Annotated in this window: 23 protein-coding genes; 12 read left to right on the top strand and 11 right to left on the bottom strand. The window is 62.5% G+C overall.

The genetic code is table 11. The features are described from left to right. Window positions 1-184: 184 nt before the first annotated feature. The 5 genes from IAE39_RS09965 to IAE39_RS09945 form a co-directional block, all read right to left on the bottom strand. The gene (locus IAE39_RS09965) at window positions 185-886 is read right to left on the bottom strand and encodes an ABC transporter ATP-binding protein (RefSeq protein ID WP_003254879.1); all 702 of its coding nucleotides are present in this window, start codon (window positions 884-886) and stop codon (window positions 185-187) included. Further along, on the bottom strand, window positions 887-1,654 hold the full coding sequence (gene livG / locus IAE39_RS09960; RefSeq protein ID WP_003254878.1) for a high-affinity branched-chain amino acid ABC transporter ATP-binding protein LivG: 768 nt from the start codon (window positions 1,652-1,654) through the stop codon (window positions 887-889). It lies immediately after the preceding gene. Beyond that, the gene (locus tag IAE39_RS09955) at window positions 1,651-2,907 is read right to left on the bottom strand and encodes a high-affinity branched-chain amino acid ABC transporter permease LivM (protein ID WP_201201762.1); all 1,257 of its coding nucleotides are present in this window, start codon (window positions 2,905-2,907) and stop codon (window positions 1,651-1,653) included. Before IAE39_RS09955 ends, livG begins: the two co-directional genes overlap by 4 nt. Beyond that, window positions 2,904-3,827 carry a high-affinity branched-chain amino acid ABC transporter permease LivH gene (gene livH, locus IAE39_RS09950; protein WP_201201760.1) on the bottom strand — a complete coding sequence of 308 codons (924 nt, stop codon included), beginning with the start codon at window positions 3,825-3,827 and terminating at the stop codon, window positions 2,904-2,906. The genes IAE39_RS09955 and livH overlap by 4 nt, the downstream gene beginning before the upstream one ends. A gap of 186 nt (window positions 3,828-4,013) precedes the next feature. Beyond that, window positions 4,014-5,129 carry a branched-chain amino acid ABC transporter substrate-binding protein gene (locus tag IAE39_RS09945; protein ID WP_201201758.1) on the bottom strand — a complete coding sequence of 372 codons (1,116 nt, stop codon included), beginning with the start codon at window positions 5,127-5,129 and terminating at the stop codon, window positions 4,014-4,016. Between the two features lie 359 nt (window positions 5,130-5,488). Here IAE39_RS09945 and IAE39_RS09940 point away from each other — a divergent pair, with 359 nt between their 5' ends. Continuing rightward, window positions 5,489-5,800, top strand: coding sequence for a DUF2288 domain-containing protein (locus tag IAE39_RS09940; protein ID WP_201201756.1), 312 nt, complete (start codon window positions 5,489-5,491; stop codon window positions 5,798-5,800). 323 nt (window positions 5,801-6,123) lie between these two features. After that, window positions 6,124-7,011: an NAD(P)-dependent oxidoreductase gene (locus IAE39_RS09935; protein WP_201201754.1), complete on the top strand. Its 888-nt coding sequence runs from the start codon at window positions 6,124-6,126 to the stop codon at window positions 7,009-7,011. On the opposite strand, the gene IAE39_RS09930 is transcribed toward IAE39_RS09935, so the two are convergent. Both IAE39_RS09930 and rapA read right to left on the bottom strand, forming a co-directional pair. After that, window positions 6,911-9,175, bottom strand: coding sequence for a putative bifunctional diguanylate cyclase/phosphodiesterase (locus tag IAE39_RS09930; RefSeq protein ID WP_201201752.1), 2,265 nt, complete (start codon window positions 9,173-9,175; stop codon window positions 6,911-6,913). The genes IAE39_RS09935 and IAE39_RS09930 overlap by 101 nt on opposite strands. Before the next feature lie 362 nt (window positions 9,176-9,537). Next, window positions 9,538-12,384 (bottom strand): RNA polymerase-associated protein RapA, encoded by a 2,847-nt coding sequence (gene rapA / locus IAE39_RS09925; protein WP_201201750.1) that lies wholly within the window; start codon window positions 12,382-12,384, stop codon window positions 9,538-9,540. 151 nt (window positions 12,385-12,535) lie between these two features. Between rapA and IAE39_RS09920 the strand changes: the two genes are divergently transcribed. From IAE39_RS09920 to IAE39_RS09895, 7 genes are all read left to right on the top strand, one after another. Next, entirely contained in the window at window positions 12,536-13,231 is a 696-nt protein-coding gene (locus IAE39_RS09920; protein ID WP_201201748.1) for a M949_RS01915 family surface polysaccharide biosynthesis protein, read from the top strand. A gap of 63 nt (window positions 13,232-13,294) precedes the next feature. Further along, on the top strand, window positions 13,295-13,624 hold the full coding sequence (locus IAE39_RS09915) for an aspartate-semialdehyde dehydrogenase (RefSeq protein WP_201201747.1): 330 nt from the start codon (window positions 13,295-13,297) through the stop codon (window positions 13,622-13,624). A 67-nt stretch (window positions 13,625-13,691) separates the two neighbouring features. Continuing rightward, window positions 13,692-13,853 (top strand): hypothetical protein, encoded by a 162-nt coding sequence (locus IAE39_RS09910; RefSeq protein WP_003254864.1) that lies wholly within the window; start codon window positions 13,692-13,694, stop codon window positions 13,851-13,853. Between the two features lie 135 nt (window positions 13,854-13,988). Further along, window positions 13,989-14,105: a cytochrome c oxidase subunit CcoM gene (gene ccoM / locus IAE39_RS29975; protein ID WP_003254862.1), complete on the top strand. Its 117-nt coding sequence runs from the start codon at window positions 13,989-13,991 to the stop codon at window positions 14,103-14,105. A gap of 265 nt (window positions 14,106-14,370) precedes the next feature. Next, complete coding sequence (locus tag IAE39_RS09905; RefSeq protein ID WP_201201743.1) at window positions 14,371-16,359, top strand: FUSC family protein; 1,989 nt, start codon at window positions 14,371-14,373, stop codon at window positions 16,357-16,359. Continuing rightward, on the top strand, window positions 16,346-16,552 hold the full coding sequence (locus IAE39_RS09900; protein WP_201201742.1) for a DUF1656 domain-containing protein: 207 nt from the start codon (window positions 16,346-16,348) through the stop codon (window positions 16,550-16,552). Before IAE39_RS09905 ends, IAE39_RS09900 begins: the two co-directional genes overlap by 14 nt. Window positions 16,553-16,564: 12 nt before the next feature. After that, the gene (locus tag IAE39_RS09895) at window positions 16,565-17,434 is read left to right on the top strand and encodes an efflux RND transporter periplasmic adaptor subunit (RefSeq protein WP_201201741.1); all 870 of its coding nucleotides are present in this window, start codon (window positions 16,565-16,567) and stop codon (window positions 17,432-17,434) included. Between the two features lie 136 nt (window positions 17,435-17,570). Here IAE39_RS09895 and IAE39_RS09890 read toward each other — a convergent pair whose 3' ends face one another. Further along, window positions 17,571-18,329, bottom strand: coding sequence for an SDR family NAD(P)-dependent oxidoreductase (locus IAE39_RS09890; protein ID WP_201201740.1), 759 nt, complete (start codon window positions 18,327-18,329; stop codon window positions 17,571-17,573). Window positions 18,330-18,440: 111 nt separating this feature from the next. Between IAE39_RS09890 and IAE39_RS09885 the strand changes: the two genes are divergently transcribed. Further along, entirely contained in the window at window positions 18,441-19,343 is a 903-nt protein-coding gene (locus IAE39_RS09885) for a LysR family transcriptional regulator (protein ID WP_201201739.1), read from the top strand. A gap of 119 nt (window positions 19,344-19,462) precedes the next feature. Further along, window positions 19,463-19,810, top strand: a complete 348-nt coding sequence (locus tag IAE39_RS09880) for a DUF2025 family protein (protein ID WP_201201738.1) — start codon at window positions 19,463-19,465, stop codon at window positions 19,808-19,810. A 106-nt stretch (window positions 19,811-19,916) separates the two neighbouring features. Here the strand turns inward: IAE39_RS09880 and IAE39_RS09875 are convergent, their stop codons facing one another. Both IAE39_RS09875 and IAE39_RS09870 read right to left on the bottom strand, forming a co-directional pair. After that, window positions 19,917-22,502, bottom strand: coding sequence for a bifunctional diguanylate cyclase/phosphodiesterase (locus IAE39_RS09875; RefSeq protein WP_201201736.1), 2,586 nt, complete (start codon window positions 22,500-22,502; stop codon window positions 19,917-19,919). Between the two features lie 51 nt (window positions 22,503-22,553). Next, window positions 22,554-23,627: a diguanylate cyclase gene (locus IAE39_RS09870; protein WP_201201846.1), complete on the bottom strand. Its 1,074-nt coding sequence runs from the start codon at window positions 23,625-23,627 to the stop codon at window positions 22,554-22,556. 129 nt (window positions 23,628-23,756) lie between these two features. Here IAE39_RS09870 and IAE39_RS09865 point away from each other — a divergent pair, with 129 nt between their 5' ends. Continuing rightward, window positions 23,757-24,848: an MBL fold metallo-hydrolase gene (locus IAE39_RS09865; RefSeq protein ID WP_201201735.1), complete on the top strand. Its 1,092-nt coding sequence runs from the start codon at window positions 23,757-23,759 to the stop codon at window positions 24,846-24,848. Between the two features lie 3 nt (window positions 24,849-24,851). Here the strand turns inward: IAE39_RS09865 and IAE39_RS09860 are convergent, their stop codons facing one another. After that, window positions 24,852-25,748: a formate/nitrite transporter family protein gene (locus tag IAE39_RS09860; protein ID WP_201201734.1), complete on the bottom strand. Its 897-nt coding sequence runs from the start codon at window positions 25,746-25,748 to the stop codon at window positions 24,852-24,854. Window positions 25,749-26,144 lie beyond the last annotated feature (396 nt).

Below are 26,144 nucleotides of genomic sequence, written 5' to 3'. Positions count from 1 at the left end.
CGTTACGCAGGCTGGTGGTGGATCACAAGTTAATGGTTGCCTGTGCGGGCCCTTTCGCGGGTAAACCCGCTCCTACAACGGTCGTGCAGCGCCTGTTGTAGGAGCGGGTTTACCCGCGAAAGGGCCAGCACTGGCAACACATTCCTTGCAGGCAAAAAAAGGGCCTGCGAAGGCCCTTTCCCAATCAACCACCCAGATACGCGTCGCGCACCTTCGGGTCGGTCAACAATGCCTCACCGGTCCCCTGCATCACCACCCGGCCGTTCTCCAGCACATACGCACGGTCGGCGATCTTCAGCGCCTGGTTGGCGTTCTGCTCCACCAGGAATACCGTCACGCCGTCGCGGCGCAGCTGTTCGATGATGTCGAAGATCTGCTGGATGATGATGGGCGCCAGGCCCAGCGAGGGCTCGTCAAGCAGCAGCAGCTTGGGCTTGCTCATCAGCGCCCGGCCAATGGCGAGCATTTGCTGCTCGCCACCGGACATGGTGCCGCCACGCTGGATATAGCGCTCCTTCAGGCGTGGGAACAGCTGCAATACCTTGTCCAGCTGTTCCTGATAGTCACCCTTGTCGGTGAAGAAACCGCCCATCGCCAGGTTTTCCTCAACGGTCAGGCGGGCGAACACACGGCGGCCTTCCGGCACCACCGCGATGCTCTTGCGCATGATGTGCGAGGACGGCTGGCCGACCAGTTCTTCACCCAGGTACTTGATGCTGCCGCTGTGCGCCTGCGGTGAGCCGCACAGGGTCATCAGCAAGGTCGACTTGCCAGCGCCGTTGGCGCCGATCAGGGTGACGATTTCGCCCTGGTTGATTTCCACGTTGACGCTGTGCAGCGCCTGGATCTTGCCGTAGAAGGTGGAAACGTTTTCGAACTTCAGCATTTACGCTTCCCCCAGGTAGGCTTTGATCACATCAGGGTTGTCGCGGATCTCTTCCGGCGTGCCGTGGGCCAGGGGGGTGCCCTGGTTGATTACCACGATATGGTCGGAAATGCTCATCACCAGCTTCATGTCATGCTCGATCAGCAGCACGGTGACGTTGTGCGATTCGCGCAGGTAGGCGATCAGTGCCTTGAGGTCTTCGGTTTCCTTCGGGTTCAGCCCGGCCGCCGGTTCATCGAGCATGATGATGCGAGGCTGGGTCATCATGCAGCGGGCGATTTCCAGGCGGCGCTGCTGGCCGTAGGCGAGGGTGCCGGCGGTACGGTTGGCGAACTCGGTCAGGTTGACCTTCTCCAGCCAGTACTGCGCGCGTTCCATGGCCTCCTTCTCGCTGCGGCGGAAGCTCGGGGTCTTGAACAGGCCGGCGAAGAAGTTGGTGTTGAGGTGGCGGTGCTGGGCAATCAGCAGGTTTTCCAGTGCGGTCATTTCCTTGAACAGGCGCACGTTCTGGAAGGTCCGCACCACGCCCTTGCGGGCGATCTGGTGGCCGGCCAGGCCCTGGATCGGCTGGCCATCGAGCAGGATGGTGCCGCCGCTGGGCTTGTAGAAGCCGGTCAGGCAGTTGAATACCGTGGTCTTGCCGGCGCCGTTCGGGCCGATCAGCGCCACAACCTGTTTTTCCTTGACGGTCAGGGCCACGCCGTTGACCGCCAACAAGCCGCCGAAGCGCATGCTCAGGCCGCTGACTTGCAGAATTTCGCGGCTCATCGACGCAGCTCCATGTGTGGACGTTGCATAGGCAGCAGGCCCTGCGGACGCCAGATCATCATCAACACCATCAGCGCACCGAACATCAACATGCGGTACTCGCTGAACTCACGCATCAGCTCGGGCAGCAGGATCATCACGATGGCCGCGAGAATCACGCCCAGCTGTGAGCCCATGCCGCCAAGCACGACGATGGCGAGGATGATCGCCGACTCGATGAAGGTGAACGACTCCGGCGTCACCAGGCCTTGCCGCGCAGCAAAGAAGCTGCCGGCGAAACCGGCGAAGCAGGCGCCCAGGGTGAAGGCCGAGAGCTTGATCACGGTCGGGTTCAGGCCCAGTGCACGGCAGGCGATCTCGTCTTCGCGCAGGGCTTCCCAGGCACGGCCGATCGGCATGCGCAGCAGGCGGTTGATCACGAACAGCGCCAGCAGGGCCAGCAGCAGGGCCACCAGGTAAAGGAAGATCACCTTGTTGATCGAGTTGTATTCCAGCCCGAAGAACTCGTGGAAGGTCTGCATGCCCTCGGCGGCGCGGCGTTCGAAGGTGAGGCCGAAGAACTCCGGTTTGGGGATGTTGCTGATGCCGTTGGGGCCGCCGGTCCAGTCGGTGAGGTTACGCAGGAACAGGCGGATGATCTCACCGAAACCGAGCGTCACGATCGCCAGGTAGTCACCACGCAAGCGCAGCACCGGGAAGCCGAGCAGGAAGCCGAAAGTGGCGGCCATCAGGCCGGCGATCGGCAGGCATACCCAGAAGCTCCAGCCCAGGTAGTGCGAGAGCATCGCGTAGCTGTAGGCGCCGACGGCGTAGAAGCCGACATAACCCAGGTCGAGCAGGCCCGCCAGGCCGACCACGATGTTCAGGCCCAGGCCCAGCAGCACGTAGATCAGGATCAGCGTGGCAATGTCGACTGCTCCGCGCGAACCGAAGAACGGCCACACCAGGGCGGCAACAATCAGGCCGATGATCACGTAACGCTGGGTTTTCGGCAGGGTCAGGTAGTTGCTTACGGCCGGTGGGATCAGCTTGCGATCCGAACGGCGGCCCATCACCGCGCTCCACTGCCGATCAAACAGCACACGCAGGAACATCAGCACCGAACACACGGCAATAATGCTGATGGTGAACGAGCCCTGGCTGTGCACCACCAGGCTGATGCCGTCGATGCTCAGTTTCAGGCCCAGCACCGGGAAGGCCACGGCCCAGACCAGCAAGGCGCTGAAGAACGCCTGTTTGAGATTTCTGTTCATACTTTTTCAACCTCCGGGCGGCCCAGGATGCCGGTCGGCCGGAATAGCAGGACAAGAACCAACAAGCCGAATGCCACCACGTCCTTGTACTGGTCGCCGAAGATATCGGCGCCAAACGCTTCGGCCACGCCCAGCACCAGCCCGCCGAGCATGGCGCCCGGGATACTGCCGATGCCACCCAGTACCGCCGCGGTAAAGGCCTTCAGGCCCACCAGGAAACCGGCGTTGGGGTTGATCACCCCGTACTGCATGCTCAGCAGCACGGCCGCCACGGCGGCCAGGGCGGCACCGATGACGAAGGTGAGGGCGATGATGTTGTTGGTGTTGATGCCCAGCAGGTTGGCCATCTTGATGTCCTCGGCGCAGGCGCGGCAGGCGCGGCCCAGGCGGGAACGGGAGATGAACAGGGTGAGCAGGGTCATGGCCACCAGAGTGACCACGAACACCAGGATCTGCATGTAGGAAACCAGGACCTCTTCCGCACCACCTGGGCCGAACGAGAAGCTGCCGGGGATCAGGTTGGGGATGGATTTGTCCTTGGAGTCTTGCGACAGCAAGACCGTGTTCTGCAGGAAGATCGACATGCCGATGGCAGAAATCAGCGGGATCAACCGGTTGCTATTGCGCAAGGGGCGGTAGGCAACCCGTTCGATGCTGTAGCCATAGGCACTGGTGACACAGATGGTCGCGACGAAGGCGACGGTCATCAGGATGGGCAGCGAGTGGATACCCATCATGGCCAGGCCCGCCAGGGCAATGAAGGCCACGTAGGAACCGATCATGTACACCTCGCCGTGGGCGAAGTTGATCATGCCAATGATGCCGTACACCATCGTGTAACCGATGGCGATCAAGGCATAGGTGCTGCCGATGGTCAATCCATTAACCAGTTGTTGGAAGAAATGGTAGATCTCAGGCATTACAGCGCTCCTAAAAACCTGATTTGCATTTCGCTGGCGGGGGTAAGGCCAGGAAACCGCGGGTGACGGTTTTAAGATTTTCAGGTGGGCCCGCCCCCGGATCGCGGGGATCAGGCCCATGAACCTCGTAAAACAAAGCCCACTGCTCGCACAGTGGGCTTCTACGGTCAGCTATTAGTCACGCAGTTACTGAGGGGAGACTTCGGTCTTCGGCTTGCCGAAGTGCCATTCGTAGACCACGAACTTGAAGTCTTTCAGGTCGCCTTTCTCGTCGTAGGACAGGGTGCCGGTCGGGGTCTTGAAGGAACCGGCGTGGATGGCCGCTGCCACCTTCTCGGCGTCTTCGGACTTGGCGGCCTTGATGCCCTGGGCGATCAGCTCAACAGCCGAGTAGGCCGGGAACACGAAGGGGCCGCTTGGGTCCTTGCCGTCAGCCTTGATGGCGTCGACGATCTTCTTGTTCTCCGGGTCGGCATCGAACGACTTCGGCAGGGTGACCAGCAGGCCTTCGGAGGCGCCCTGGGCGATCTGCGAGATGGAGTCGTTACCCACGCCTTCCGGGCCCATGAACTTGGCTTTCAGGCCTTTTTCCTGAGCCTGGCGCAGGATCAGGCCCAGCTCTGGGTGGTAGCCGCCGTAGTAGACGAAGTCGACGTTGTTCTGCTTGAGCTTCTGGATGATCGAGGAGAAGTCCTTGTCACCGGCGTTCAGGCCTTCGAATACTGCAACCTTGGTGCCTTTGCCTTCCAGGGTCTGCTTGACCGCGGTGGCGATACCTTCACCGTACTGTTGCTTGTCGTGCAGTACTGCAACCACTTTCGGCTTGACGTGGTCAGCGATGTAGTTGCCGGCAGCCGGGCCCTGGGCGCTGTCCAGGCCGATGGTGCGGAAGATCAGCTTGTAGCCACGGGCGGTGATTTCCGGCGAGGTGGCGGCCGGGGTGATCATGATCACGCCTTCGTCTTCGTAGATGTCGGACGCTGGCTGGGTGGAGCTGGAGCACAGGTGGCCGATGACGAACTTGACGCCGTCGTTGACCACTTTGTTGGCGACTGCCACGGCCTGTTTAGGGTCGCAGGCGTCATCGTATTCCTTGGCTTCGAGCATCTTGCCATCGACGCCGCCCGCGGCGTTGATATCCTTGATGGCTTGCTTGGCGCCGATGAACTGCATGTCGCCGTACTGGGTCACAGGGCCGGTTTTAGGGCCTGCGATCCCGATCTTGATGGTATCGGCGGCAAACGAATGGCTGGCTACCCCGGCCAGTACCATTGCGGCGAACAGCTTGGAAATCTTGATCATAGTGCTCCACTCATTCTGTTGTAATTCTTATAGTCCTGGCGGCCAGGGCTACAGACCGGGCGGGATTTGCGGCGTGGCCATGCCAACGCGCAAGCCCACCTTCCCCCGGAACATGTCCCGGAACTGTACCGGTACAGTGTAGAGCGCTGTTTGCGCGCTTGAAAAGCGGGCAAAAAGTGCCAGTTCCCCGGGTTGTCGCATGGTCGACACAAAGATACAAAAAGGCGCCATCAATTTGCCTGCATCTCGGGCCCCACCCCATAACTTCGGGGCCAATCGACCAAATTACGTATTTGAAACCGGGTTTTTCTGCAAAAATGCCGGCCATTTTTATTGGCCGAATTTAGCGGATACCGCCCATGACTGATCAAACAAGCACCCTCTATGCCAAATTGCTTGGCGAGACGGCAATCATCGAGTGGAAAGCGCTGGAGCGTTTCTGGGCCAAGGGTGACCTGATTTGGGTCGACACCCGCCTGGACCTGATCACCGTTGCCGAGGCGATGGCCGAGAATCGCAGCGAGATCTTCGCCAAGTGGCGTAGTGATGGCACTGTTGGGCCGGTGACCGCCGAGCAGGCCCTGGACCTGCAAAGCCGCGATCCAGAGATCTGGGCGGTGGTGGTTTCGCCGTTTATCGTGATTCAGGTAAAGGGCCCGGCTGAGGTGTGATCTTTTTTGGTGCGCAAAAATGCGCAGCAGCCCCGTTTTGGTGCTTGAAGGCGTTCAATACGGGTAGAGGTAAGTAACAATTCGGCGTGGCGGTAACAGTTTACGGGATGCGTAATGTGTCCTCAGTCCTGCCAGGCGGCGCAGCCCCCTGTAGGAGCGGCCTTGCCGGGGCGCCGGACCGGTCGGATGGGCTGCGCAGCAGCCCCGTGTTTTTGCGCTCTTGGTGAAATCCCGGGGCTGCTATGCAGCCCGTCGCGACACAAGGCCGCTCCTACAGGGAGCCGCTTCGCCTGGGCAATGTTCGAATTAGTCAGGAGTCATCAATGAGTACTGCACTACCTTCGCTTGGATTCGCCGGCATCGGCCTGATGGGCCTGCCCATGTGCCGCCGCCTGTTGGCCGCGGGTTACCCGCTGACCGTATGGAACCGCAGCCCGGACAAGTGTGCCGCTCTGGTGGCCGCGGGTGCGCGGCTGGCCAGCAGCCCGGCCGAACTGTGCCACGAAAGTGACATGGTGTTGCTGTGCCTGGCCGACACGGCAGTGGTGCGCGAGGTGGTATTCGGCGAACAGGGCATTGCCGAGGGCGGGCGCAGTGGGCAATTGCTGATCGACTTCTCAAGCCTGGAGCCTACTGCCACCCGCGAAATGGCCGCCGAGCTGGCAGCGTTGTGCGGCATGGCCTGGCTGGATGCACCGGTGTCTGGTGGTACGCCTGGCGCCGAGGCCGGCACCCTGGCAATCATGGTTGGCGGCGAAGTGGCCGACCTGCAGCGCGCGCGCCCGGTATTGGAGGTGCTTGGCCAGCGCGTGACGCACATGGGGGCGGTTGGCGCCGGCCAGGTCACCAAGGCTTGCAACCAGATGATTGTGGCGTGCAATGCGCTGGTGATTGCCGAAGTGGTGGCGCTGGCCGAACAGTCCGGGGTAGACGCAACGCTGATCGCCGAAGCCCTCGCGGGTGGTTTTGCCGATTCCAAACCCCTGCAGATCCTCGCGCCGCAAATGGCCGAGAGCCGCTTCGAGCCGATCAAGTGGCACGTGCGCACCTTGCTCAAGGACCTTGATGGCGCGGTCAAGTTCTCCCGCGAGCAGGGTTCGGCGACACCGCTCAGTGGCCTCGCCGCGCAACTGATGCGCCTGCATGGTAGCCAGGGTTACCTGCAAAAAGATCCGGCGACACTGGTAGAACTTTACCGCAGCAAGCCGTGAGCACACCGTTCTGGCGCTGCAGCCGCTCCAGCAGTGGCCGCAGTTCGGCCAGCGGTACCGGGCGCCCCAGCAGGTAGCCCTGCAGGTAGTCGCAGCCATGGTCTTTGAGGAATGCCTGTTGCTCGACGGTCTCCACGCCCTCACTGACCACCTGCAGGTGCAGGGTATGCGCCATGACGATGATCGCCTGAACGATTTCGCGGTCTTTCTGGTTGGCCGGTACATCCTGCAGGAAGCTTCGGTCGATCTTCAGTACGTCCAGCGGCAGGCGCTTGAGGTAGGCCAGTGACGAGTAGCCGGTGCCAAAATCATCGATGGACAAGGTCACACCCAGTGCGCGAACCCGCTTGAGCAGGCTGACCGTGCGCTGGATGTCCCCCATCAGGGCATTTTCGGTCACTTCCAGCTCCAGTTGGCGTGCTGCAAGGCCGGCATGCTGCAACGCCTTTTCCACTTCGTTGGGCAACTCGTCGTGGCTGAGGGTGACCGCCGAGCAATTGACCGTGACCTTGAGCTCGCCGTAGCCGTGGCGCTGCAAGTGGGCCAGGTCGGCGCAAGCGTGCCGCAGCACCCACAGGTCGAGGTCGATGATCAGGCCATTGGCTTCGGCGATACCGATGAAGCGGTCCGGCGCCAGCAGGCCGTGTTGGGGGTGCTGCCAGCGCACCAGCGCTTCCAGTTTGGCAACGTGCCCATTGCGCGGGTCGAAGATCGGCTGGTAGTGCACGCACAGCCCACGCTCTTCGAGCAGGGCCTGGCGCAGTTCTTCTTCCAGCTGCAAGGCAATCGAAGCACGCGCCTTCAGGCTGTCGTTGAAGAAATTCAGGCTGTTGCGCCCGTTGTCCTTGGATTGATACAGGGCCAGGTCGGCATGCTTGAGCAGCTCTTCGGCAGTGCTGCCGTCTTCCGGGAAGATGCTGATACCGATGCTGGTGGTCATGACCATGCGCCGGCCACCCAGGTCGATGGGCTCTTTCATGCGTTGCATGATGCGCTGGGCCAGGTGACGGGCTTCGTCACGGCCGTTGAGGCTGGTGACCACGCAAAACTCGTCGCCACCGAAGCGTGCAACCAGGTCCTGGCTGCGGGTAGCAGCCTTTATGTGGTTGGCGATCACCTTGAGCAGTTCGTCACCGGCGACGTGGCCGAGGCTGTCGTTGATGCGCTTGAAGTGGTCGATATCCAGGAACATCACCGCCAGGCGGCCTTCGCTGGCCTGGTGTTCGAGCAGGCGTTCGGCGAATACCTGGTTGAAACCACGGCGATTGACCAGATTGGTCAGCGCATCGTAGTGCGCAGCCTGCTGCAGCGAAGCGCGGGCCTGATCCAGTTGGCTGAGCAGTATGCTGACGCGACGCAGGTCATGTTCCTTGCTTTGCAGCTTCTTGTCGGCCAGTGCTGCGCTGATGCAGGCACCACTGATCAGCAAGGTAATGAAACCGATGCCCAGTGCCAGTTGCAGGCTGTTGTCACCAGACGGCAGGCGCAGGGCAGTATCGGCCGGGATCACCAGGGTCATGGCCGACATTGCAGTGAAGTGGGTGGCGACGATGCCGCCGGCCATCAGCAGGCTGGCACCGTACTTCATGGCCTGGTAAAGGGTGCCGCTGCCATTGCGAAAGTAGCGGGCCAGGCACAGTGCGGCCAGGCTGGTGAGCAAGGCAATGGCGGCAGAAGCCAGCAGCAGACCGGTCTGGTAGTACTGCCGGGCACCGGTTTCCATCGCGGCCATGCCGACAAAATGCATGAGGATGATGCCCAGGCCGATCAGCAGGGCGCTTTGTACGAAGTGCTGCGCACGCATCTGCTTGCGTTCAAGGCTGTGCATGGTCAGCCAGGCGACCGCCAGGGCGATGAGCAGTGAAAGGATGGTCAGTGACACGTCGTAGTGCACTTCCACCGGGGCCTGAAAGGCCAGCATGCTGATGAAGTGCATGGCCCAGATACCGCCGGCCAGGCAGCAGGCGCCCAGCATGTTCCACTGGCGATGGGCGGTGGGTTCTTCGCTGTGGGACTGGCGCTCGGCCATGTCGAGGGTGGCGAAGCAGGCCGCGCAGGCCACGAAGTAGGCGAGCAGTACCAGCATCGGTTCATGCCGGCAATCGATGACGATACGCCCGGTTGCCGGCAGGTCGGCGAACAGTTGCAGCCCCAGCCACTCCATGGAATGCCTCTTGGTCGAGTTTTCACTCGTCTGCGCTACAACCCTGTGCAGACTGTCCAGAGGCAGTATAGGAAGAGGTGTTTAAGCCTTCCTGAATAATGGCATATTGATTTCTACGATTTGGTTATAAACCCAATCGCAGCGGGGAATATTGATATTGGGCTGTACCTCGGTCTTTGTGGGAGCGGGTTTACCCGCGAAGAGGGCAGCGCGGTGGATGGCACCGGCTTTGCCGGTGTTCGCGGCGGTTCGACGCCTCGATGAACCCGCTCCCACAGGGGGCACAGTAGGCTCTGGATAGAGCAAGAAACCTGCGTCCTCAAGGGCTGCGCAATGCAGCCCTTGAGGACACATGGGCCGGGTTAACCCGCCACCAGCACGCGAATGGCTTCCAGGCGCAGTGCCGCCTTTTCCAGCATGGCCAGGCCGTCTTCGCGCTGCTTGCGCAGGGCGTCGATTTCGCTGTCACGCACGCTCGGGTTGACCGCTTGCAGCGCGACCAGGCGGGCCAGTTCTTCGTCGGCCTCGGCGGCCAGGCGGCGCTGGGCTTCGTCTACGCGCTCGACATGGGTTGGCAGAATCTTCTCTTCGCCACCACTGATGCGCTTGGCCAGCACGTCGCGCTGGGCCTGGACGAACTTGTTGGCGCTGGCACGCGGTACGCTTTCAAGCTGGTCGTTGAGGGTTTCGAAAGCCACGCGCGATGCCAGGTCGTTGCCATTGGCATCGAGCAGGCAGCGCAGCGCCGCCGGCGGCAGGTAGCGGCCCAGTTGCAGGCTGCGCGGTGCTACCACCTCACTGACGAACAGCAGTTCGAGCAGCACGGTACCCGGCTTGAGCGCCTTGTTCTTGATCAGCGCGACGGCGGTGTTACCCATCGAGCCGGACAGCACCAGGTCCATGCCGCCCTGCACCATCGGGTGTTCCCAGGTCAGGAACTGCATGTCTTCGCGCGACAGCGCCTGGGCACGGTCGTAGGTGATGGTCACACCTTCGTCGTCGCCCAGCGGGAAGCTGGCGTCGAGCATTTTCTCGCTCGGCTTGAGGATCAGCGCGTTCTCGGAATGGTCTTCGCTGTCGATGCCGAAGGCGTCGAACAGGGTCTCCATGTAGATCGGCAGGGCAAACTGGTCGTCCTGTTCGAGAATGGCCTCGACCAGCGCCTCGCCTTCACCGGCACCGCCAGAGTTGAGCTCCAGCAGGCGGTCGCGGCCGGTGTGCAGCTCGGCTTCAAGGCGCTCGCGCTCGCCACGGGCGTCGGCCACCAGGGCATCCCAAGCCTTGCTGTCGCCACCTTCAAGCAGCGGCAGCAGGCGCGGACCGAACTGGTGCTGCAGGGCGTTGCCGGTGGGGCAGGTATTCAGGAAGGCGTTGAGACCTTCGTGGTACCACTGGAACAGGCGCTCTTGCGGGCTTTCCTGCAGGTACGGGACATGCAGCTGGATGGTGTGCTTCTGGCCGATACGGTCGAGGCGGCCGATACGCTGCTCGAGCAGGTCCGGGTGGGCCGGCAGGTCGAACATCACCAGGTGGTGCGAGAACTGGAAGTTGCGGCCTTCACTGCCGATCTCGGAGCAGATCAGCACCTGGGCGCCGAATTCTTCATCGGCGAAGTAGGCGGCGGCACGGTCACGCTCGAGAATGCTCATGCCTTCATGGAACACCGAAGCCGGGATGCCGGAGCGCACGCGCAGGGCGTCTTCCAGGTCCATGGCGGTTTCGGCATGGGCACAGATCACCAGCACCTTGGTGCGTTTGAGCATTTTCAGGGTGTCGATCAGCCAGTCCACGCGCGGGTCGAAGCGCCACCAGCGCTCGTCATCGGCAACATCACCCTGGGCCTGGAAGGCCACTTCCGGGTACAACTCGGCCTTTTCACCTGGCGGCAGTTCGCGGTATTGCTCGGGCATGGCCACCGGGTAAGGGTGCAACTGGCGCTCAGGGAAGCCCTGGACCGCCGCGCGGGTGTTACGGAACAGTACGCGGCCGGTGCCGTGGCGGTCGAGCAGTTCGCGGATCAGCCGCGCGCTGGCCTGGGTATCGCCGTCGCTCACCGCAGCCAGCAGCGCTTCGCCTTCGGCACCCAGGAAGCCCTGGATGGTGGCGTGGGCCTTTGGCGACAGGCGGCCTTCGTCGAGCAGTTCCTGTACGGCTTCGGCCACCGGGCGATAGTGCTCGCTCTCGGCGCGGAAGGCGGCCAGGTCGTGGAAGCGGTTAGGGTCGAGCAGGCGCAGGCGGGCGAAGTGGCTGTCCTGGCCAAGCTGCTCGGGGGTGGCGGTAAGCAGCAGCACGCCCGGGATCACCTGGGCCAGTTGCTCGACCAGGCCATATTCGGCGCTGACCTGGTCTTCATGCCAGACCAGGTGGTGAGCTTCGTCGACCACCATCAGGTCCCAACCGGCAGCAAACAGCGCGTCCTGGGCCTTTTCGTCGTCCACCAGCCATTCCAGCGCAACCAGTGCCAGCTGGGCATCCTCGAACGGGTTGCTGGCGTCGCTTTCGATGAAGCGCTCGGCGTCGAACAGCGCAACTTGCAGGTTGAAACGCCGGCGCATCTCTACCAGCCACTGGTGCTGGAGGTTTTCCGGCACCAGGATCAGTACCCGGCTGGCACGGCCCGACAGCAGCTGGCGGTGAATAACCAGGCCGGCCTCGATGGTTTTACCCAGGCCTACTTCGTCGGCCAGCAGTACCCGTGGGGCGCTGCGGTCGGCGACTTCACGGGCGATGTGCAACTGGTGGGCGATCGGTTGTGCGCGGCAACCGCCCAAGCCCCACAGCGCCGACTGCATCTGCTTGCTGGTGTGCTGCAGGGTGTTGTAGCGCAGGCTGAACCACGACAGCGGGTCGATCTGCCCGGCGAACAGGCGGTCACTGGCCAGGCGGAACTGGATGAAGTTCGACAGCTGGGTTTCCGGCAGGGTGCGCGGCTGGTTCTGCCCGTCCAGGCCGTGATAGACCATCAGCCCGTCGATGTCCTCGACCTCGCGAACGGTCAGCTTCCAGCCTTCGAAGTGGGTGATCTGGTCACCTGGCGAGAAGCGCACGCGGGTCAGCGGCGCATTGCGCAGGGAATACTGACGGGTGTCGCCAGTGGCCGGGTAGAGCACGGTCAGCAGGCGGCCATCCTGCGCCAGGATGGTACCCAGGCCGAGCTCGGCTTCGCTGTCGCTGATCCAGCGTTGCCCCGGTTGATACTGCTGCGCCATACTGCCTGAACTCCCGCGATGAAAAAGCCGGTTATGTTAACGGATCGGCCGGTCAGACCAAAGTGCTGAGCGCACCGAAAGGTGCCGAAAGCCATCAGTCTAGTCGTTTCATCGCCCTGTACCGCACCGCCGACGAGGGCCCTGCACCAACATGTCTGCCAAGCACAGCTGGATCAGCGCTTCCATGGTCGCGGGCAGCCTGTTGCTGCTGAGCGCCTGCGAGCAGAAAAACTTCGAGGCTCTGCCGCCCATTCCGACGGAGCAGCTTGAAGTGTTGGGCGTGCAGACGCCGATCAAGAGCGTGCACTTTCGTGACCGCGATGGCGAAGGGGTGTTGGTACTGAGCCGCAGCGATGGCCAGGCCAGCGACCCGGAAAGCGAGCAGGAAGTGGACAAGGTAGTGCTCAAGGCCACCTTGTACGGGCGCGCCGCCGAAAGCGATGCCTTCAAGGCACGCTGGCAGATCGAGCAGGAAACCACGTGCCCGGGCCTGGACCTGGACGTGGACTTCTATACCGACGTCAGTGATGTCAGCGACCTGAACAAGGATGGTGTGGCCGAGGTGACGGTTGCCAGCCACGCCTTCTGTGGGGGGGGCATCGACCCGCACGACATCGCCATCGAAATGCGTGAAGGCCAGGCCAGCTACACCATCACCGGCCAGTCGCTGATCACCCCGGCGGGCGAGGAACCGGTCGGTGGCGAGCGAGCAGACAGCGCCTCGCTGAAAAACGCGCCGCAGGTATTGCGCGATCATATGGATGCGGTCTGGCAACAGGTTTACAAGCGGCCCTGGAGCGAGACCAGTCCGCCCAGTGACGACGACCCTGACGACGAAGCCGAGTAACGGTTGTCCAAGCCATCAAGGTAACGATGCGCCTGCCGATACAGTGGGCACAGGAGAACGTCCATGCTGCCACCGATCATTCCGCTCAGTGCCGCCCCGGTGACCTCGCAACAGGACCCGGTCAAGCCAACCCCCGACATCAAGCCGGTGGTGCCAGCGCAGCCTGCGTCCGGCGAAAGTGCCATCGACCTCAAGCAGCAGCGCGACCCGCAGGAGCAGGCGTTGCTGCTGCGCGAAGACCAGCGCCGCCAGCAGCAACGCCGCCAGCAGGGCGGGGCAGGGCACTACAGCGCCGAGCCTGGGGATGAGGTCAATGCCGACAATACCGTGCCGGTGGCCCCTTTGCTGGACGAACCCAAGCGCCAAGGCTTGCTTGTGGACATCGAAGTCTGACGCAGGGCTGGTCAGCGCCAGCGCCTGGCTTCATCATGCACGTCTCAGTTGATCGTCGAGCCCACCCATGAGCCAAGACAACCTCATCGATTTCGATGCCGAACGCGCCAAGCGCGTTCATGACCTGAAGGAAAAGCGCCTGAACGAAATGCGCAACGCGTTCGAGCAGGCCCTGCCGTTGAGCACCAGCAAGAAAAAGAAGCCCAAGGGCAAACCGAAGAAGCGCTGAAATTTGACGCAGGTCAACCCTGCACCCGCCTCGTGTGCCCGGCCCCGGGCACCATTGACCCCGGTCAATTTCCTCCCCCCGCACATTGGTTAACTTACTCCCATCGGACAACGGCAAACGAATGGGGAGGCCAGCATGTTCTTCGACAACGTGGTTATCGCCGGTGTGGTAACGGTCGGGTTGATGGTCGCTTTCTTTGCCGGTCTGGGCATTTTCATCTGGAAGGACTCGAACAAGCGCAAGCCGCGCTGACCTTCCGGGTATACGAGCACGCAAGGCATTTAGGGCGACTTCGGTCGCCCATTTTTTTTGCCCGGGATTTGAGGTTCGCTTGTATTCGCGGCTTCGCGGGTTGTATGGGTCCTTTGTAGGAGCGGGTTCACCCGCGAATAGGCCAGCACAGGAGACCCCAAACCCCCCAACAAAGATGATTAGCTAGCTAATTATTCATTTCCACCTTATCCTCCTCACCATTGTCTATCGTTTCAACAAGACCATTCCCCGCAAGGTCCGCGTCGTGCCCATCACCTTCCAGGCCCTGTTCGCCCCCAGCAGCCTCGCCCTCAAGTTCGCCATCAAGACCCTGCTGGGTGGCGGCCTGGCGCTGTGGCTGGCGATGCGCTGGGGCCTGGAGCAACCCTCATGGGCACTGATGACCGCCTTCATCGTCGCCCAGCCGCTATCGGGCATGGTGGTACAAAAGGGCTTGGCGCGGTTGGCCGGTACCTTGGTCGGTACTGTCATGTCGGTGCTGTTCATTGGCCTGTTTGCACAGACCCCGTGGTTGTTCCTGCTCACCCTGGCCCTGTGGCTGGCGCTGTGTACCGCAGCGTCCACCCAGCTGCGCAGCGCCTGGGCCTATGCCTTCGTGCTTGCCGGCTATACCGCTGCAATCATCGCCTTGCCGGCCATCGACCACCCGCTGCAGGTGTTCGACCAGGCGGTGGCCCGTTGCACCGAGATCTGCCTGGGCATTTTCTGCGCCACTGCCAGCAGTGCCTTGCTCTGGCCCATGCGGGTCGAGCAGCAACTGGGCGGGCAGGCGCGGCAGGCCTGGCAGAACGGCCTGCAGGCCGCCAGCGCCATGCTCGGCGGTGAAGACGAGGCGCGCAAAGGCTTGCTGGAGAGCCTGGGGCGTATCGTTGCCATCGACAGCCAGCGTGAACATGCCTGGTTCGAAGGCAATCGCGGGCGCCAACGCGCCCGTGCCATCCGTGGCCTTAGCCAGAAGCTGATGGTGCTGTTGCGCATTTCCCGCTCGGTGCGCCGCCAGTGGCGACAGCTGGATGAGCGCGAGGCCGGGCACCTCACGCCCTGGTTGCTGGAAGTGCGCACGCTGCTGGGCAAGCCCGATCAGCCCAGCCTGTTATTGCTGCGCCAGCGCATCTGGGATGCCGCTCATGATGAGCAGATCAGTTCGGCGGAGCATTTCTGCCTGGCGCGCATGGCCCTGCTGCTGGATTACGCCATGGCCGCCAGCCAGGCGCTGGACGATGTTGAAGCGGGCAGGGCACCGAAGGACATGGCCCAAGGCCTGGCTGCGCACCGCGACTGGTCGCTGGCGTTGTTGTTCGGTTCGCGTAGCGCACTGGCCTTTCTGGTAATGAGCGGTTTCTGGTTGGCCACTGCCTGGCCTTCGGCGCCGGGTGGCCTGGTGCTGACCTGCGTGGTCTGCAGCCTGTTCGCCAGCCGGGAGAACGGCGCGCAGATTGGCCTGAGTTTCTTGCGCGGGATTTTCCTGGCGATACCGGCAGCGTTTCTGGTCGGGCAGATCGTGCTGCCGCAGTGGAGCAGTTTCGCCCTGCTTTGCCTGGGCATGGGCGTGCCGCTGTTTCTGGGTGCGCTGGGCATGGCTCACCCACGTACCGGGGCCACGGCCACCTCCTATTGCCTGCATTTCATCGTGTTGGTGTCGCCGCTTAACGCCATGCAGTTCGGCGTGGCGGCCATGCTCAACAGCGCCCTGGCCATGCTGGTGGGGGTGTCGGCGGCGGTCATGGCCTTTCGCTTGTTGGTGTTCCGCCACCCCGCCTGGCTTGGCCGGCGCCTGCGCGCAGCAACCCAGAGCGACCTGGTACGCCTCACCCGGCGTGACCTGCGCGGGGCCGACACCTGGTTTGGCGGGCGCATGGCCGACCGCCTGATGCAACTGGCGCGGCATGCCAGTGAACTGCCGGAAGGCGAGCGCAAACGCTGGGATGATGGCCTGCACGGGCTGGATATCGGCGATGAGCTGGTGCACCTGCGCATGTGCCTGGCCGTCGCCCAGGCGCCTCTGGGGCGAGCCGAGCGCGACTACTTGCAGCAAGTGGAGGCGGTGCTGGCCAAGGGGCCGGCGGCCGGGCGCGGGCAGCGCCTGGACAGTGCCAGTGAACAGTTCATTGCCGCCTTGCGCCGGCTGCCTTCGAGCGACCCATTACGGTTGGCCGAGGGTGCGGTGTTGCAACTGCAGAAAAGCTGGGGCAAGTGGTGCCGCTGGCAGGAGGAAGCCCATGGGGTTGCGTGAGTGGGAAGTGGGCGGCGTGCTGCTCAGCCCGTTTCTGCTTTATGTATTGCTGGCGCTGGCGCTCACCGGCCTGCTGCGCCTGCTGGTGCAGGCCACGCCGTTGGGGCGCTGGATCTGGCATGAAGCGCTGTTCGACACGGCGTTGTTCGTTTGTGTGCTGTTCCTGGTGGTACGCCTGCTGGGAGCTTTATAAAGGAGTGTTTCGATGCGTGCGGCAGTACGTACCTTGGTAACCCTGTGCGTGGTGGCACTGGCCGTATTGGCCGGCTACCAGCTGTGGCAGTACTACATGCTTACCCCCTGGACCCGCGATGCCCGCGTGCGCGCCGATGTGGTGGTTATCGCCCCTGACGTGTCCGGCTGGGTGCGCGAGCTGAAGGTGCACGACAACCAGCAGGTGAAGGCGGGTGATTTGTTGATGAGTATCGACCGCGAGCGCTTCCAGGCCGCTTTCGACCAGGCCAGTGCGGTGACCGAGACCCGCGCCCAGCAACTGCGACTGCGCGAGCGTGAAGCGGCCCGGCGAACCGCCTTGGGGCCGGAGGCGATCAGTGCCGAGCTGCGTGAAAATGCGCAGATCAATGCGGCCATTGCCCGTGGCGAGTTGCACGAAGCCGAGGCACAGTTGCAAGTGGCCAGGATCAACCTGGCACGCAGTGAAGTGCGGGCACCGCGCAACGGGCATATCACCAACCTGCGCCTGGCCCAAGGCAACTATGTGAACACCGGGGAAGCGGTGATGGCCCTGGTGGATGACGCGACCTTTTATATCCAGGCGTATTTCGAGGAAACCAAGTTGCCGCGCATTCGCGTGGGCGACACGGTGAAGGTCTGGCTGATGGGGGCGGGCGAGCCGATGCAGGGGCATGTGGAGAGCATCAGCCGCGGCATCACCGACCGCAACAGCAACCCGGACAGCCAGTTGTTGCCGGAAGTGGAGCCGACCTTCAACTGGGTGCGGCTGGCGCAGCGGATTCCGGTGAGGATTCGCCTGGACCAGGTGCCGGAGGGGGTAGTCCTGAGTGCCGGGATGACAGCGAGTGTGCAGGTGCATGAGGTGCAGGAACAGCAGTGAGGCCATTGGGGCCGCTTTGCGGCCCAATCGCGACACAAGGCCGCTCCTACAGGAGATCGCGGTCCCCTGTAGGAGCGGCCTTGCCGGGGCGCCGGACCGGTCGGATGGGCTGCAAAGCAGCCCCAAAATCTCGAATCTAGAGAAACATCCCGCCAGAAACCTCCAGCCGCTGCCCGGTGATCCAGCCATTGCCATCTTCCAGCAACAACGCAATCGCCGCGCCGATATCATCCGGCAAACCCACCCGCCCCAGCGCGGTATTGCCCGCAATATAGTCATTCACCTGCTGGTTATCCCGCACCACGCCACCACCAAAATCGGTCTCGATCGCCCCCGGCGCCAGTATGTTCACGCGAATGCCGCGCGCGCCGAGTTCCTTGGCCTGGTAGCGGGTCAGCACCTCCATCGCACCCTTCATTGCCGCATAGGCGGCGTACCCCGGCAGGGCAAAGCGTGCCAGGCCGGTAGAAATGTTGACGATGCGGCCATTGTCCACCAGCAGCGGCAGCAGGCGCTGGGTGAGGAAGAACGGGCCTTTCAGCTGAATGTTCAACAACTGGTCGAACTGATCTTCGCTGGTTTCCACATAGGGCACGTTCAACCCGATTCCGGCATTGTTCACCAGAAAGTCGAAACGCTCGCGGCCAAAATGTTGTTGCAAGGTGATGTTCAGGCGCTCGGCAAAGTCGGCAAAACTGCTGCTGTCGCTGACGTCCAGTTGCAGCATGGCCGCCTTGACCCCGGCCTGCTCCAGCCTGGCCGCCACGGCCTGCGCTTCGTCCGCCTTGCTGTGGTAGGTACCGATGACATCGATGCCGCGAGCGGCCAGGTGCTCGGCGGTGTTGCGGCCAAGGCCGCGGCTGGCGCCAGTGATCAGGGCAATCTTGCGGGTCATGGTGAAAACCTCATGGTGGTGGATGAGCACAGGTTATTGGTCGGCTGGGTGCTGTTAAATCCTGCAAATATGGAAATACTGTTCGCTGAATTCGGACAATTGAGGTTGTGCGTGAACAAGCTGGAGTTGCTACGTACCTTTGTGCGGGTCAGTGAGGTCAGCAGTTTCACCCTGGCCGCAGAGAGCCTGGGGCTGCCACGCTCGACCGTGTCGGAGCAGGTTAGGGCGCTGGAGCGCTTGCTGGGCACGCAGTTGTTCAACCGCACCACCCGCCGGGTGCAGGCGACCCAGGATGGTGCCTTGCTGTACGAGCGTAGCAAGGACCTGCTGTCGGGCATGGATGAGATCGAAAGCCTGTTCAGCGCTGACGACGCCGAATTGACCGGGCGCCTGCGCATCGACCTGCCGACCATGATGGCGCGGCGGGTGATCATTCCGGCGCTACCGCAGTTTCTGCAGCGTTTTCCGCGCCTGGAAGTGGAACTCAGCTGCACCGATCGCCAGGTGGACCTGTTGCGGGAAGGGTTCGACTGCGTGATGCGCATTGGCGCGCTGCATGACCTGGACGTGGTGGCGCGGCCGGTCGGCCAGCTGAGCATGCGCAACTGTGCAAGCCCCGCCTATTTGGCCCGTTATGGCGTGCCGCACACACTGCAGGACCTCGCCGGGCATCATCTGGTGCACTACGTGCGCACCTTGGGCGCTCGCAGCACCGGCTTCGAGTACCAGCAGGGCGGTGAACTGCACTATCAGGCGATGGGCGGCGTGGTCACGGTCAACAATGCCGAGGCCTATTCGGCGGCGTGCCTGGCCGGGCTTGGGCTGATCCAGGTACCGGCGGTGGGGGTTGCCGAGCACCTGCAGCGCGGCGAACTGGTCTCTGTGCTGGAGGGTTGGCAGGCACCGGCCATGCCGGTGTCGCTGCTGTATGCACGGCAGCGGCATGTGCCGCGCCGGGTGCAGGCGTTCATGCAATGGTTGTCTGAGGTGCTGCGCAGCCAGGTCGATGCTTGAGCAAGGTCATGGCGCATGTACGGCCACTTGAATTAGTCTGACCGCTGCGAGTTGCCCGGCAGAGGCAACCCATTTCCGCCCGGCGTGCGTATCTTCCAATTTCATTGCGAGGTTGCGACATGGCCATCACTTCCCAGGACATCTGCAATGCTGCCGACCAGCTCAAGGGCTTTGTCGGTTTTCACGGCAAGCGCGGTGTTCATATCGTGCGGTTTTCCGAAGACGCGTTCGGCATGGATGTGGCCGACGACAGCATCACACCTTGTAACGAGTTTGTCTGGCGGCCCCAGCAAGGGCCGCGCATGGCGCTGTGCCGCGAACGGCTGGCGCTGTTGCTGGAGCAGCATGTGGATGACCGCCTGAACATCGGTGAGCCGCTGCGCGCCTACTTGCGCCGCAGCGACCTGCCGGAGATCGTGGCCGAGCGCAACCTGCAGCAGCGGCTGCACTGTCGTGCAGAGAGCTGAATTCGCAAGCGCTCCGCATACTCTGTGGGAGCGGCTTTAGCCGCGAAGACTCCGACGCGGTGCATGATGGCACCGGCTACGCCGGTGTTCGCGGCTAAAGCCGCTCCTACAGGGGGTGTGCGCTACTTTGAGAGGGACGCTGCAACAGCACAGCCACCCCCGCACTCTCCAGTGGCCGGCTCAGGTAATAGCCCTGCACTTCATGGCAGCGGTCCTTTTGCAGCATTTTTAGCTGCTGTTCGCTTTCCACGCCCTCGGCCGTTACCGTCAGCCCCATCGCCTCGCCCAGGTTGATGATGGCCTGAACCACCGCACGGTCGCTGCCGCCGTTGTTGGTCAGGCCGCTGATGAAGCGCTTGTCGATCTTGATGCTATCGAATGGGTAGGTCCGCAGGTAGCCCAGCGATGAATAGCCGGTACCGAAATCGTCCATGTTCAGCCGCACGCCCAGTTCCTTGAGCGACAGCATGGTGCCCAGCGCGCCCTCGATATCGTTGAGCATCACATTCTCGGTAATTTCCAGTTCCAGGCGCTGCGCCGGGAAGGCAGTGTCCAGCAGGATCTCGCGTACGTCGGCCACCACATCGCTGCGCAAGAACTGCGCGGGTGACAGGTTTACCGAAACCAGAATGTCGGCGGGCCAGTCATGGGCCGTGCGGCAAGCTTCGCGCAGCACCCAGCGGCCCAGTGCCACAATGATGTCGCTCTGCTCGGCCAGCGGAATGAAGGTGTCAGGCCCCAGCAACCCCTCCTGTGGGTGCTGCCAGCGTAGCAAGGCTTCGACCGCGACAATACGCAGGTCACTGAGGCGGTAGCGCGGCTGATAGTACAACTCGAATTCCTGGTTGCGCAGGGCCCGGCGCAGGTCGTTCTCCAGTTGTCGACGGTACTGGATCTGCTGGTTCATTTCGGCAGCGAAATAGCGCCAGGTGTTCTTGCCGTCGGCTTTGGCCTGGTACAGGGCGATGTCGGCGCAGCGGATCAGCTCGCCGGCATCGAAGCCTTGGGTACGGGTCTGGGCAACACCGATGCTGGCGCCTATGTGCAGGGGCTGGCCGTCAAAAACGACGGGTTGCTGCAGCAGGCCGATCAGGCGCGCGCAGAGCCGGTCGACCTCGCTGCGGTTATCCATGCCGTTGAGTACCAGAATGAACTCGTCGCCGCCCAGCCGCGCTACCAAGTCACCGTCGCGGGTGGTGTCGCGCAGGCGTGTGGCCACCTCCTGCAGTACGGCATCCCCGGCGGCATGGCCAAGCGAGTCGTTGATCGGCTTGAAGTTGTCCAGGTCCAGCAACAGCAAGGTCAGTGGCGGTGAGTCACTGCCGCGCAGCAGGGCCTGTTCCAGGTGCCGGGCCAGTTTGTTGCGGTTGGCCAACCCAGTCAGTGGGTCGTGCAGCGACAGGTGCTGGATGCGTGCGTGGGCGTCGACTTCGTCGGTGATATCGCTGGCCGTACCCCGAAAACCGACGGCCTTGTCGTGGTACCAGATGGCGCGGGCAGAGATCCGGCAGTAGCGGTTCTGGCCATTCTGGTCACGGTAGGTGCAACGCAGGTTGGCCAGTTGCTGCGGGTCGGCAGTAGCCAAGGCATCCAGCCAGGGAGAAAGGGGCGTGGTATCGCAGGCCAGTAGCTGGTTGAGCGGGTGCCCCAGCCAGCCATCTACCGGGTAACCGGTGACATTGGCAAAACGTTGCGACAGGTAAGTCAGGCGTTGTTGCCGATCGGTTTCCCAGATCCAGTCGGATGCTGACTCGGCCACCGCGCGAAAACGTTGCTCGCTGGCCTCCAGGGCCTGATTGCTCTGTTGCAGGTGCACAAGCGTCAGGCCGATTGCCCGCGAGCTGCGCAAAGCATGGCGGCACAGGTAGAGCAATACCAGGCCAAGGATCAGCAATGCACCCAACAAGGCCGGCAACACCGCCCACAGCAGCTGGCGCCCCGGTAGCGGGCTGCTCCAGGAAAGGTGGTAGCCGGTGTCGCCCAGATTGATGCGCAGGTGGTGGTGGTGCTGCCGGTCTTCCTTTTCCACGTGCATGCCGGCAAGGCCCGCACCTTTGCCCAGTTGCGCCAGCTTGTCTTCGGTGAGCTGGTCGACGAACAGCATTACCGGCGCCTGGCTTACTTCGTCGTCGGTGACCTCGCGGTCCGGGCGTACGGCTGCGGCACTGAGAACGGCCGGCCAGCCATTGAACAGCACGAAGCGGGTGATCTGCTCGCGTGCGATGGCCGCCGCACGTGCCTGATCGATGATCGGCTGAAGCGGTGCATCCATATAAGTGCTGGCGCCGGCCTGGCTGGGCTGGCCTTTGAACAGGGCATAGGTGGTACGGTCGTTTTCCACCACGAACACGCCCTCGTAGCCGCTGGCGCTGTAAAGCGACTCACCGACGTTCTTTTCTTCATAGGCCCATTGCCAGTCGGCCTGGCCCTTCAGGTGTTCGAAGGCGGCATCCCAAACGGCATAACTGGACAGGAACTGGCGCGAGGCGAGTAGCCGCTGTTCCAGCGCCTGGTTGGCATGGAAGGCGCTACGCTCGCGCTCCTGCTGGTCGAGCGTGGCGGCGATATTGAACAGCACACCGAGAATGACCAGGCAGGCCAGGCCGAACACGATGCTGAAACCGGCGATCAGGTGGCGTACTTGAAAGCGTGGGGTGGGGCTGGCGGGTGGAAGGTTGGCGGTCCTGGCCATGCGCGAGCGGCTCCTTCAGGCAACCTCCCGCCAGGCAATCAGGCAGCAGGTTCAATCAGGATAGGCCAGCTTGAGCGCGGCAGCTTCACTACGGGCGAAATTGACCTGGTCGCGGCCAGCGTGCTTGGCCGTGTAAAGCGCCTTGTCTGCCTGTTCGAGCCAATGTTCGGGGGACACCAGGCCGGGTTCGAAGGGTGACAGGCCGATACTCAGGCTGATGCGCAGGTGTGGCAACTGCGGGTTGCGGTAGCCGGAAACCCGCTCACGCAGGCGCTCCATGGCGAGGCAGGCCTGGGCTTCGCTGGTATCGGGCAGGATCACGCAGAACTCGTCGCCGCCATAACGCCCGGGCTGGTCGCCATCGCGCAGGTTGCGCCGCAGTTCGGCGCCGAGCTGGCGCAGGACACAGTCGCCGACCACGTGGCCGAAGGTATCGTTGATGGTCTTGAAGTGGTCGATGTCGATCAGGGCAACCACCGCGTGGCCTTGCTGTTGCTTGCAGGCTTGGTACTTGAGCAGCAACAGGTCTTTCCACGCACCGTGGTTGAGCAGCCCGGTCAGGCTGTCAGTCAGGCTCAGGGCGCTCAGCCGGCGTTTATGGTCGCCCAGCTTGATTGCCAGTTGGTAGCACACCCAACCCAAGGCCAGCGGGTACAGTGTCAGCATGGGCAAACAGGCGTAGACCTGCAGGGCGGTGGCGGTCAGTTGCAGGCCAGGGCCGAGCAGCAGAATGGCTACCAGCATGCCGGCCAGTTGTGCCAGTACCCCGCGAAAGACCATGCGCTTGCCACCGGCGGCGACGTTGTTCATGGTCATCATCGACAATACGGTAACGCTGGGGAGCGGGTTGAAATGCATGGCGGCGGTCCAGAAGCCGCCCATCAGCGAGTCCAGCAGCAGGTTGCGTTGTTCTGCCTGGTACGGTGCTGCCGAGCGGGCTGCCCACAGGTAGGCCACGTGTGGCCACAGCAGCCCGTTGAACAGCACCAGCACCCATACCCAGACGGGTGGCGACTGCGGCGCAATGCCTGCCATGACACTGAACAGCCCGATGCCCATGCCAATGACGCGCGGCAGGTAGATGCGCTTGACGAATGAAAGGCCTTTGCCGCTGCGGTTGTCCATCATGGTCATGTTCTTCTGCCGGGGTACCGTTTATCGCATAACTTGTATGAATATTGTTGAACAGTGTTTCATCGGCGAAAAATGACCTTACAAGCCAATTCACGGTTGATCCGATCACTGTGGGGTAACATGAAGGCTTTCCTGTTGCTCGGAGTGTTGCTGATGGTTCCTTTGGCCAATGCCGCCGGTGAACCGGCGCCACAGCGGGACGGACGTTTTCACAACCAGGCGCTGCTGCCGCAGGACGGTGTATTGAAAAAACTGCGCATCGGGCTCAAGTACCTGTTCCTGCGCAAGCCGCCGGAAACCCGCCCGGCCACGCCGATCAGCCTGCAGCCCATGACCCGTCAGCAGGTGCTCGATGCGCCTGACCACAGCTTGTGGCGCCTGGGCCATTCCACGGTATTGCTCAAGTTGCGTGGGCGCTTCTTTATTACCGACCCCGTGTTCGCCGAGCGCGCCTCACCCGTGCAATGGGCTGGCCCGCAGCGCTTCCATGCGCCACCGCTTGGGCTGGACCAGTTGCCGCCACTGGCTGCGGTGGTGTTGTCGCACGATCATTTTGACCACCTGGACGAGCATGCGATACGCCAGTTGGCATCGCGTACCGGGGTATTCCTGGCGCCCCTGGGCGTGGGTGACCTGCTGATCAGCTGGGGCGTAGCGCCAGCGAAGGTGCGCCAGCTGGACTGGTGGCAGGAAAGCATCGTTGACGGCGTGCGCTTTGTCGCCACCCCGGCACAGCACTTTTCCGGGCGAGGCCTGCTGGACAGCAATCGGACCTTGTGGGCGTCGTGGGTGATCGTCGACGACGATGTACGGGTGTTCTTCAGTGGCGATACCGGTTACTTCGATGGCTTCAAGCAGATTGGCGAGCGCTTGGGGCCGTTCGATTTGACCCTGATGGAAACCGGTGCCTACAACGTGGCCTGGCCGGACGTGCACATGCAGCCAGAGCAAAGCCTGCAGGCCCACCTGGATTTGCGCGGGCGCTGGATGCTGCCGATCCACAACGGCACGTTCGACTTGTCCCAGCACGGCTGGCAGGAACCGTTCGAGCGTATCCTGGCGCTGGCCAACCAGGCCCAGGTGCGGCTGAGTACGCCGCAGATGGGCGAACGGGTCAGCCTCGACTCGCCGCATGCCGGGCAGAACTGGTGGCAGCCACGGCCTGTGCGCCAGCACGGCCAGGGGCATGAGCGAACGATAGCGGCGCGCTGAGCGTCATTCCGCGCTGTTCTTGCTCTGCCTGGGCTGTGGTGGGTCGTCCTTTAATAGCCGCGAAGGTGGTTTGCCACTGTCACTGCGTACTTGTGCATGGCTGATCAAGCCGAAGATGAAGCTGCCGCCAATGATGTTGCCCGCCAGCGTCGGCAGGGCAAACTCCAGCCAGAAGCTGCGCCAGGTTTCATCGCCAGCCCAGACCAGGTAGGACACCTCGACCGAGCCCACGACTATATGGGTGAAATCGCCGAGGGCCATCAGGTAGGTGATCATCAGGATGATCCAGATCTTGGCGTGCTCCATTGATGGGATCATCCAGACCATGGTGGCGATCATCCAGCCCGAGACGATGCCCTTGGCGAACATCTGGCTGATGTCGTTCTTCATTACCTTGCGGCCAACCTCAAGGAAGGCCACATCGGTCTTGCTGTCGAAGATCGGCAGCTCCAGCATTACCCAGGCCACCAGCAAGGTTCCGGCCAGGTTGCCGAACAGCACCACGCTCCACAGCCGCAGCAGGCGCCCGAAGTTGGCCAGGGTAGGGCTGGTCATGACCGGCAGCACGGCGGTGAGGGTGTTTTCGGTAAACAGTTGCTGGCGGGCCAGGATCACAGCGAGAAAACCGGCGCTGTAGCCGATGCTGGCGACCACCTGGGCACTTTCGCCTTCCGGCAGCCGCGCATAGAACAGCCCCATCGCCATCAACGACAGGCCCATGGACAAGCCAGCGGCCAATGCCGACCACCACAGCGCGGCAAGGGTGCGCTCCAGTTCCTGGTCGCCCTGGTAGCGAATGATCTCGTGCAGCACCGCCGCCCGCGGCGGCTGGTTGTGGCTGACTTCCTGCTCTTCGTCTGCAGACAGGCCAGGTGTTTTCTCGCTTTGCGCATCGCTCATGGCCGCTACGCTCCGTTGGGGGGATTCTCTACAGATTCGCGGCGCTTTCATTAGTTGCCGGGTGACGGCGAAACGCTTTCGAAAAGTTTTTTAGAACAAGGTGTTGACTCTGATTTCAAAGCGCGTATTATTCGCCTCCTCGCAGCGATGAACGCTTCGGGGCAAGCGGTAAGTTGTTGAAGTTGTTAGCTTTCGAAAGGAAGCGGTGGTAAAAAACTTCAAAATAAACGCTTGACAGGCTCTGAGGAAAGCGTAGAATGCGCGCCTCGGTTGAGGCGAAAAGCTCTTAACCAAACGCTCTTTAACAAATCGAATCAAGCAATTCGTGTGGGTGCTTGTGAGTATGGACTGATAGTCAAAAAGATTATCAGCATCACAAGTGGCCATGCGAGAAAT

It is taken from the genome of Pseudomonas sp. S37, from assembly GCF_016658545.1.
Taxonomy (GTDB): domain Bacteria; phylum Pseudomonadota; class Gammaproteobacteria; order Pseudomonadales; family Pseudomonadaceae; genus Aquipseudomonas.
This window is presented reverse-complemented; position numbering and strand designations above follow the sequence as displayed.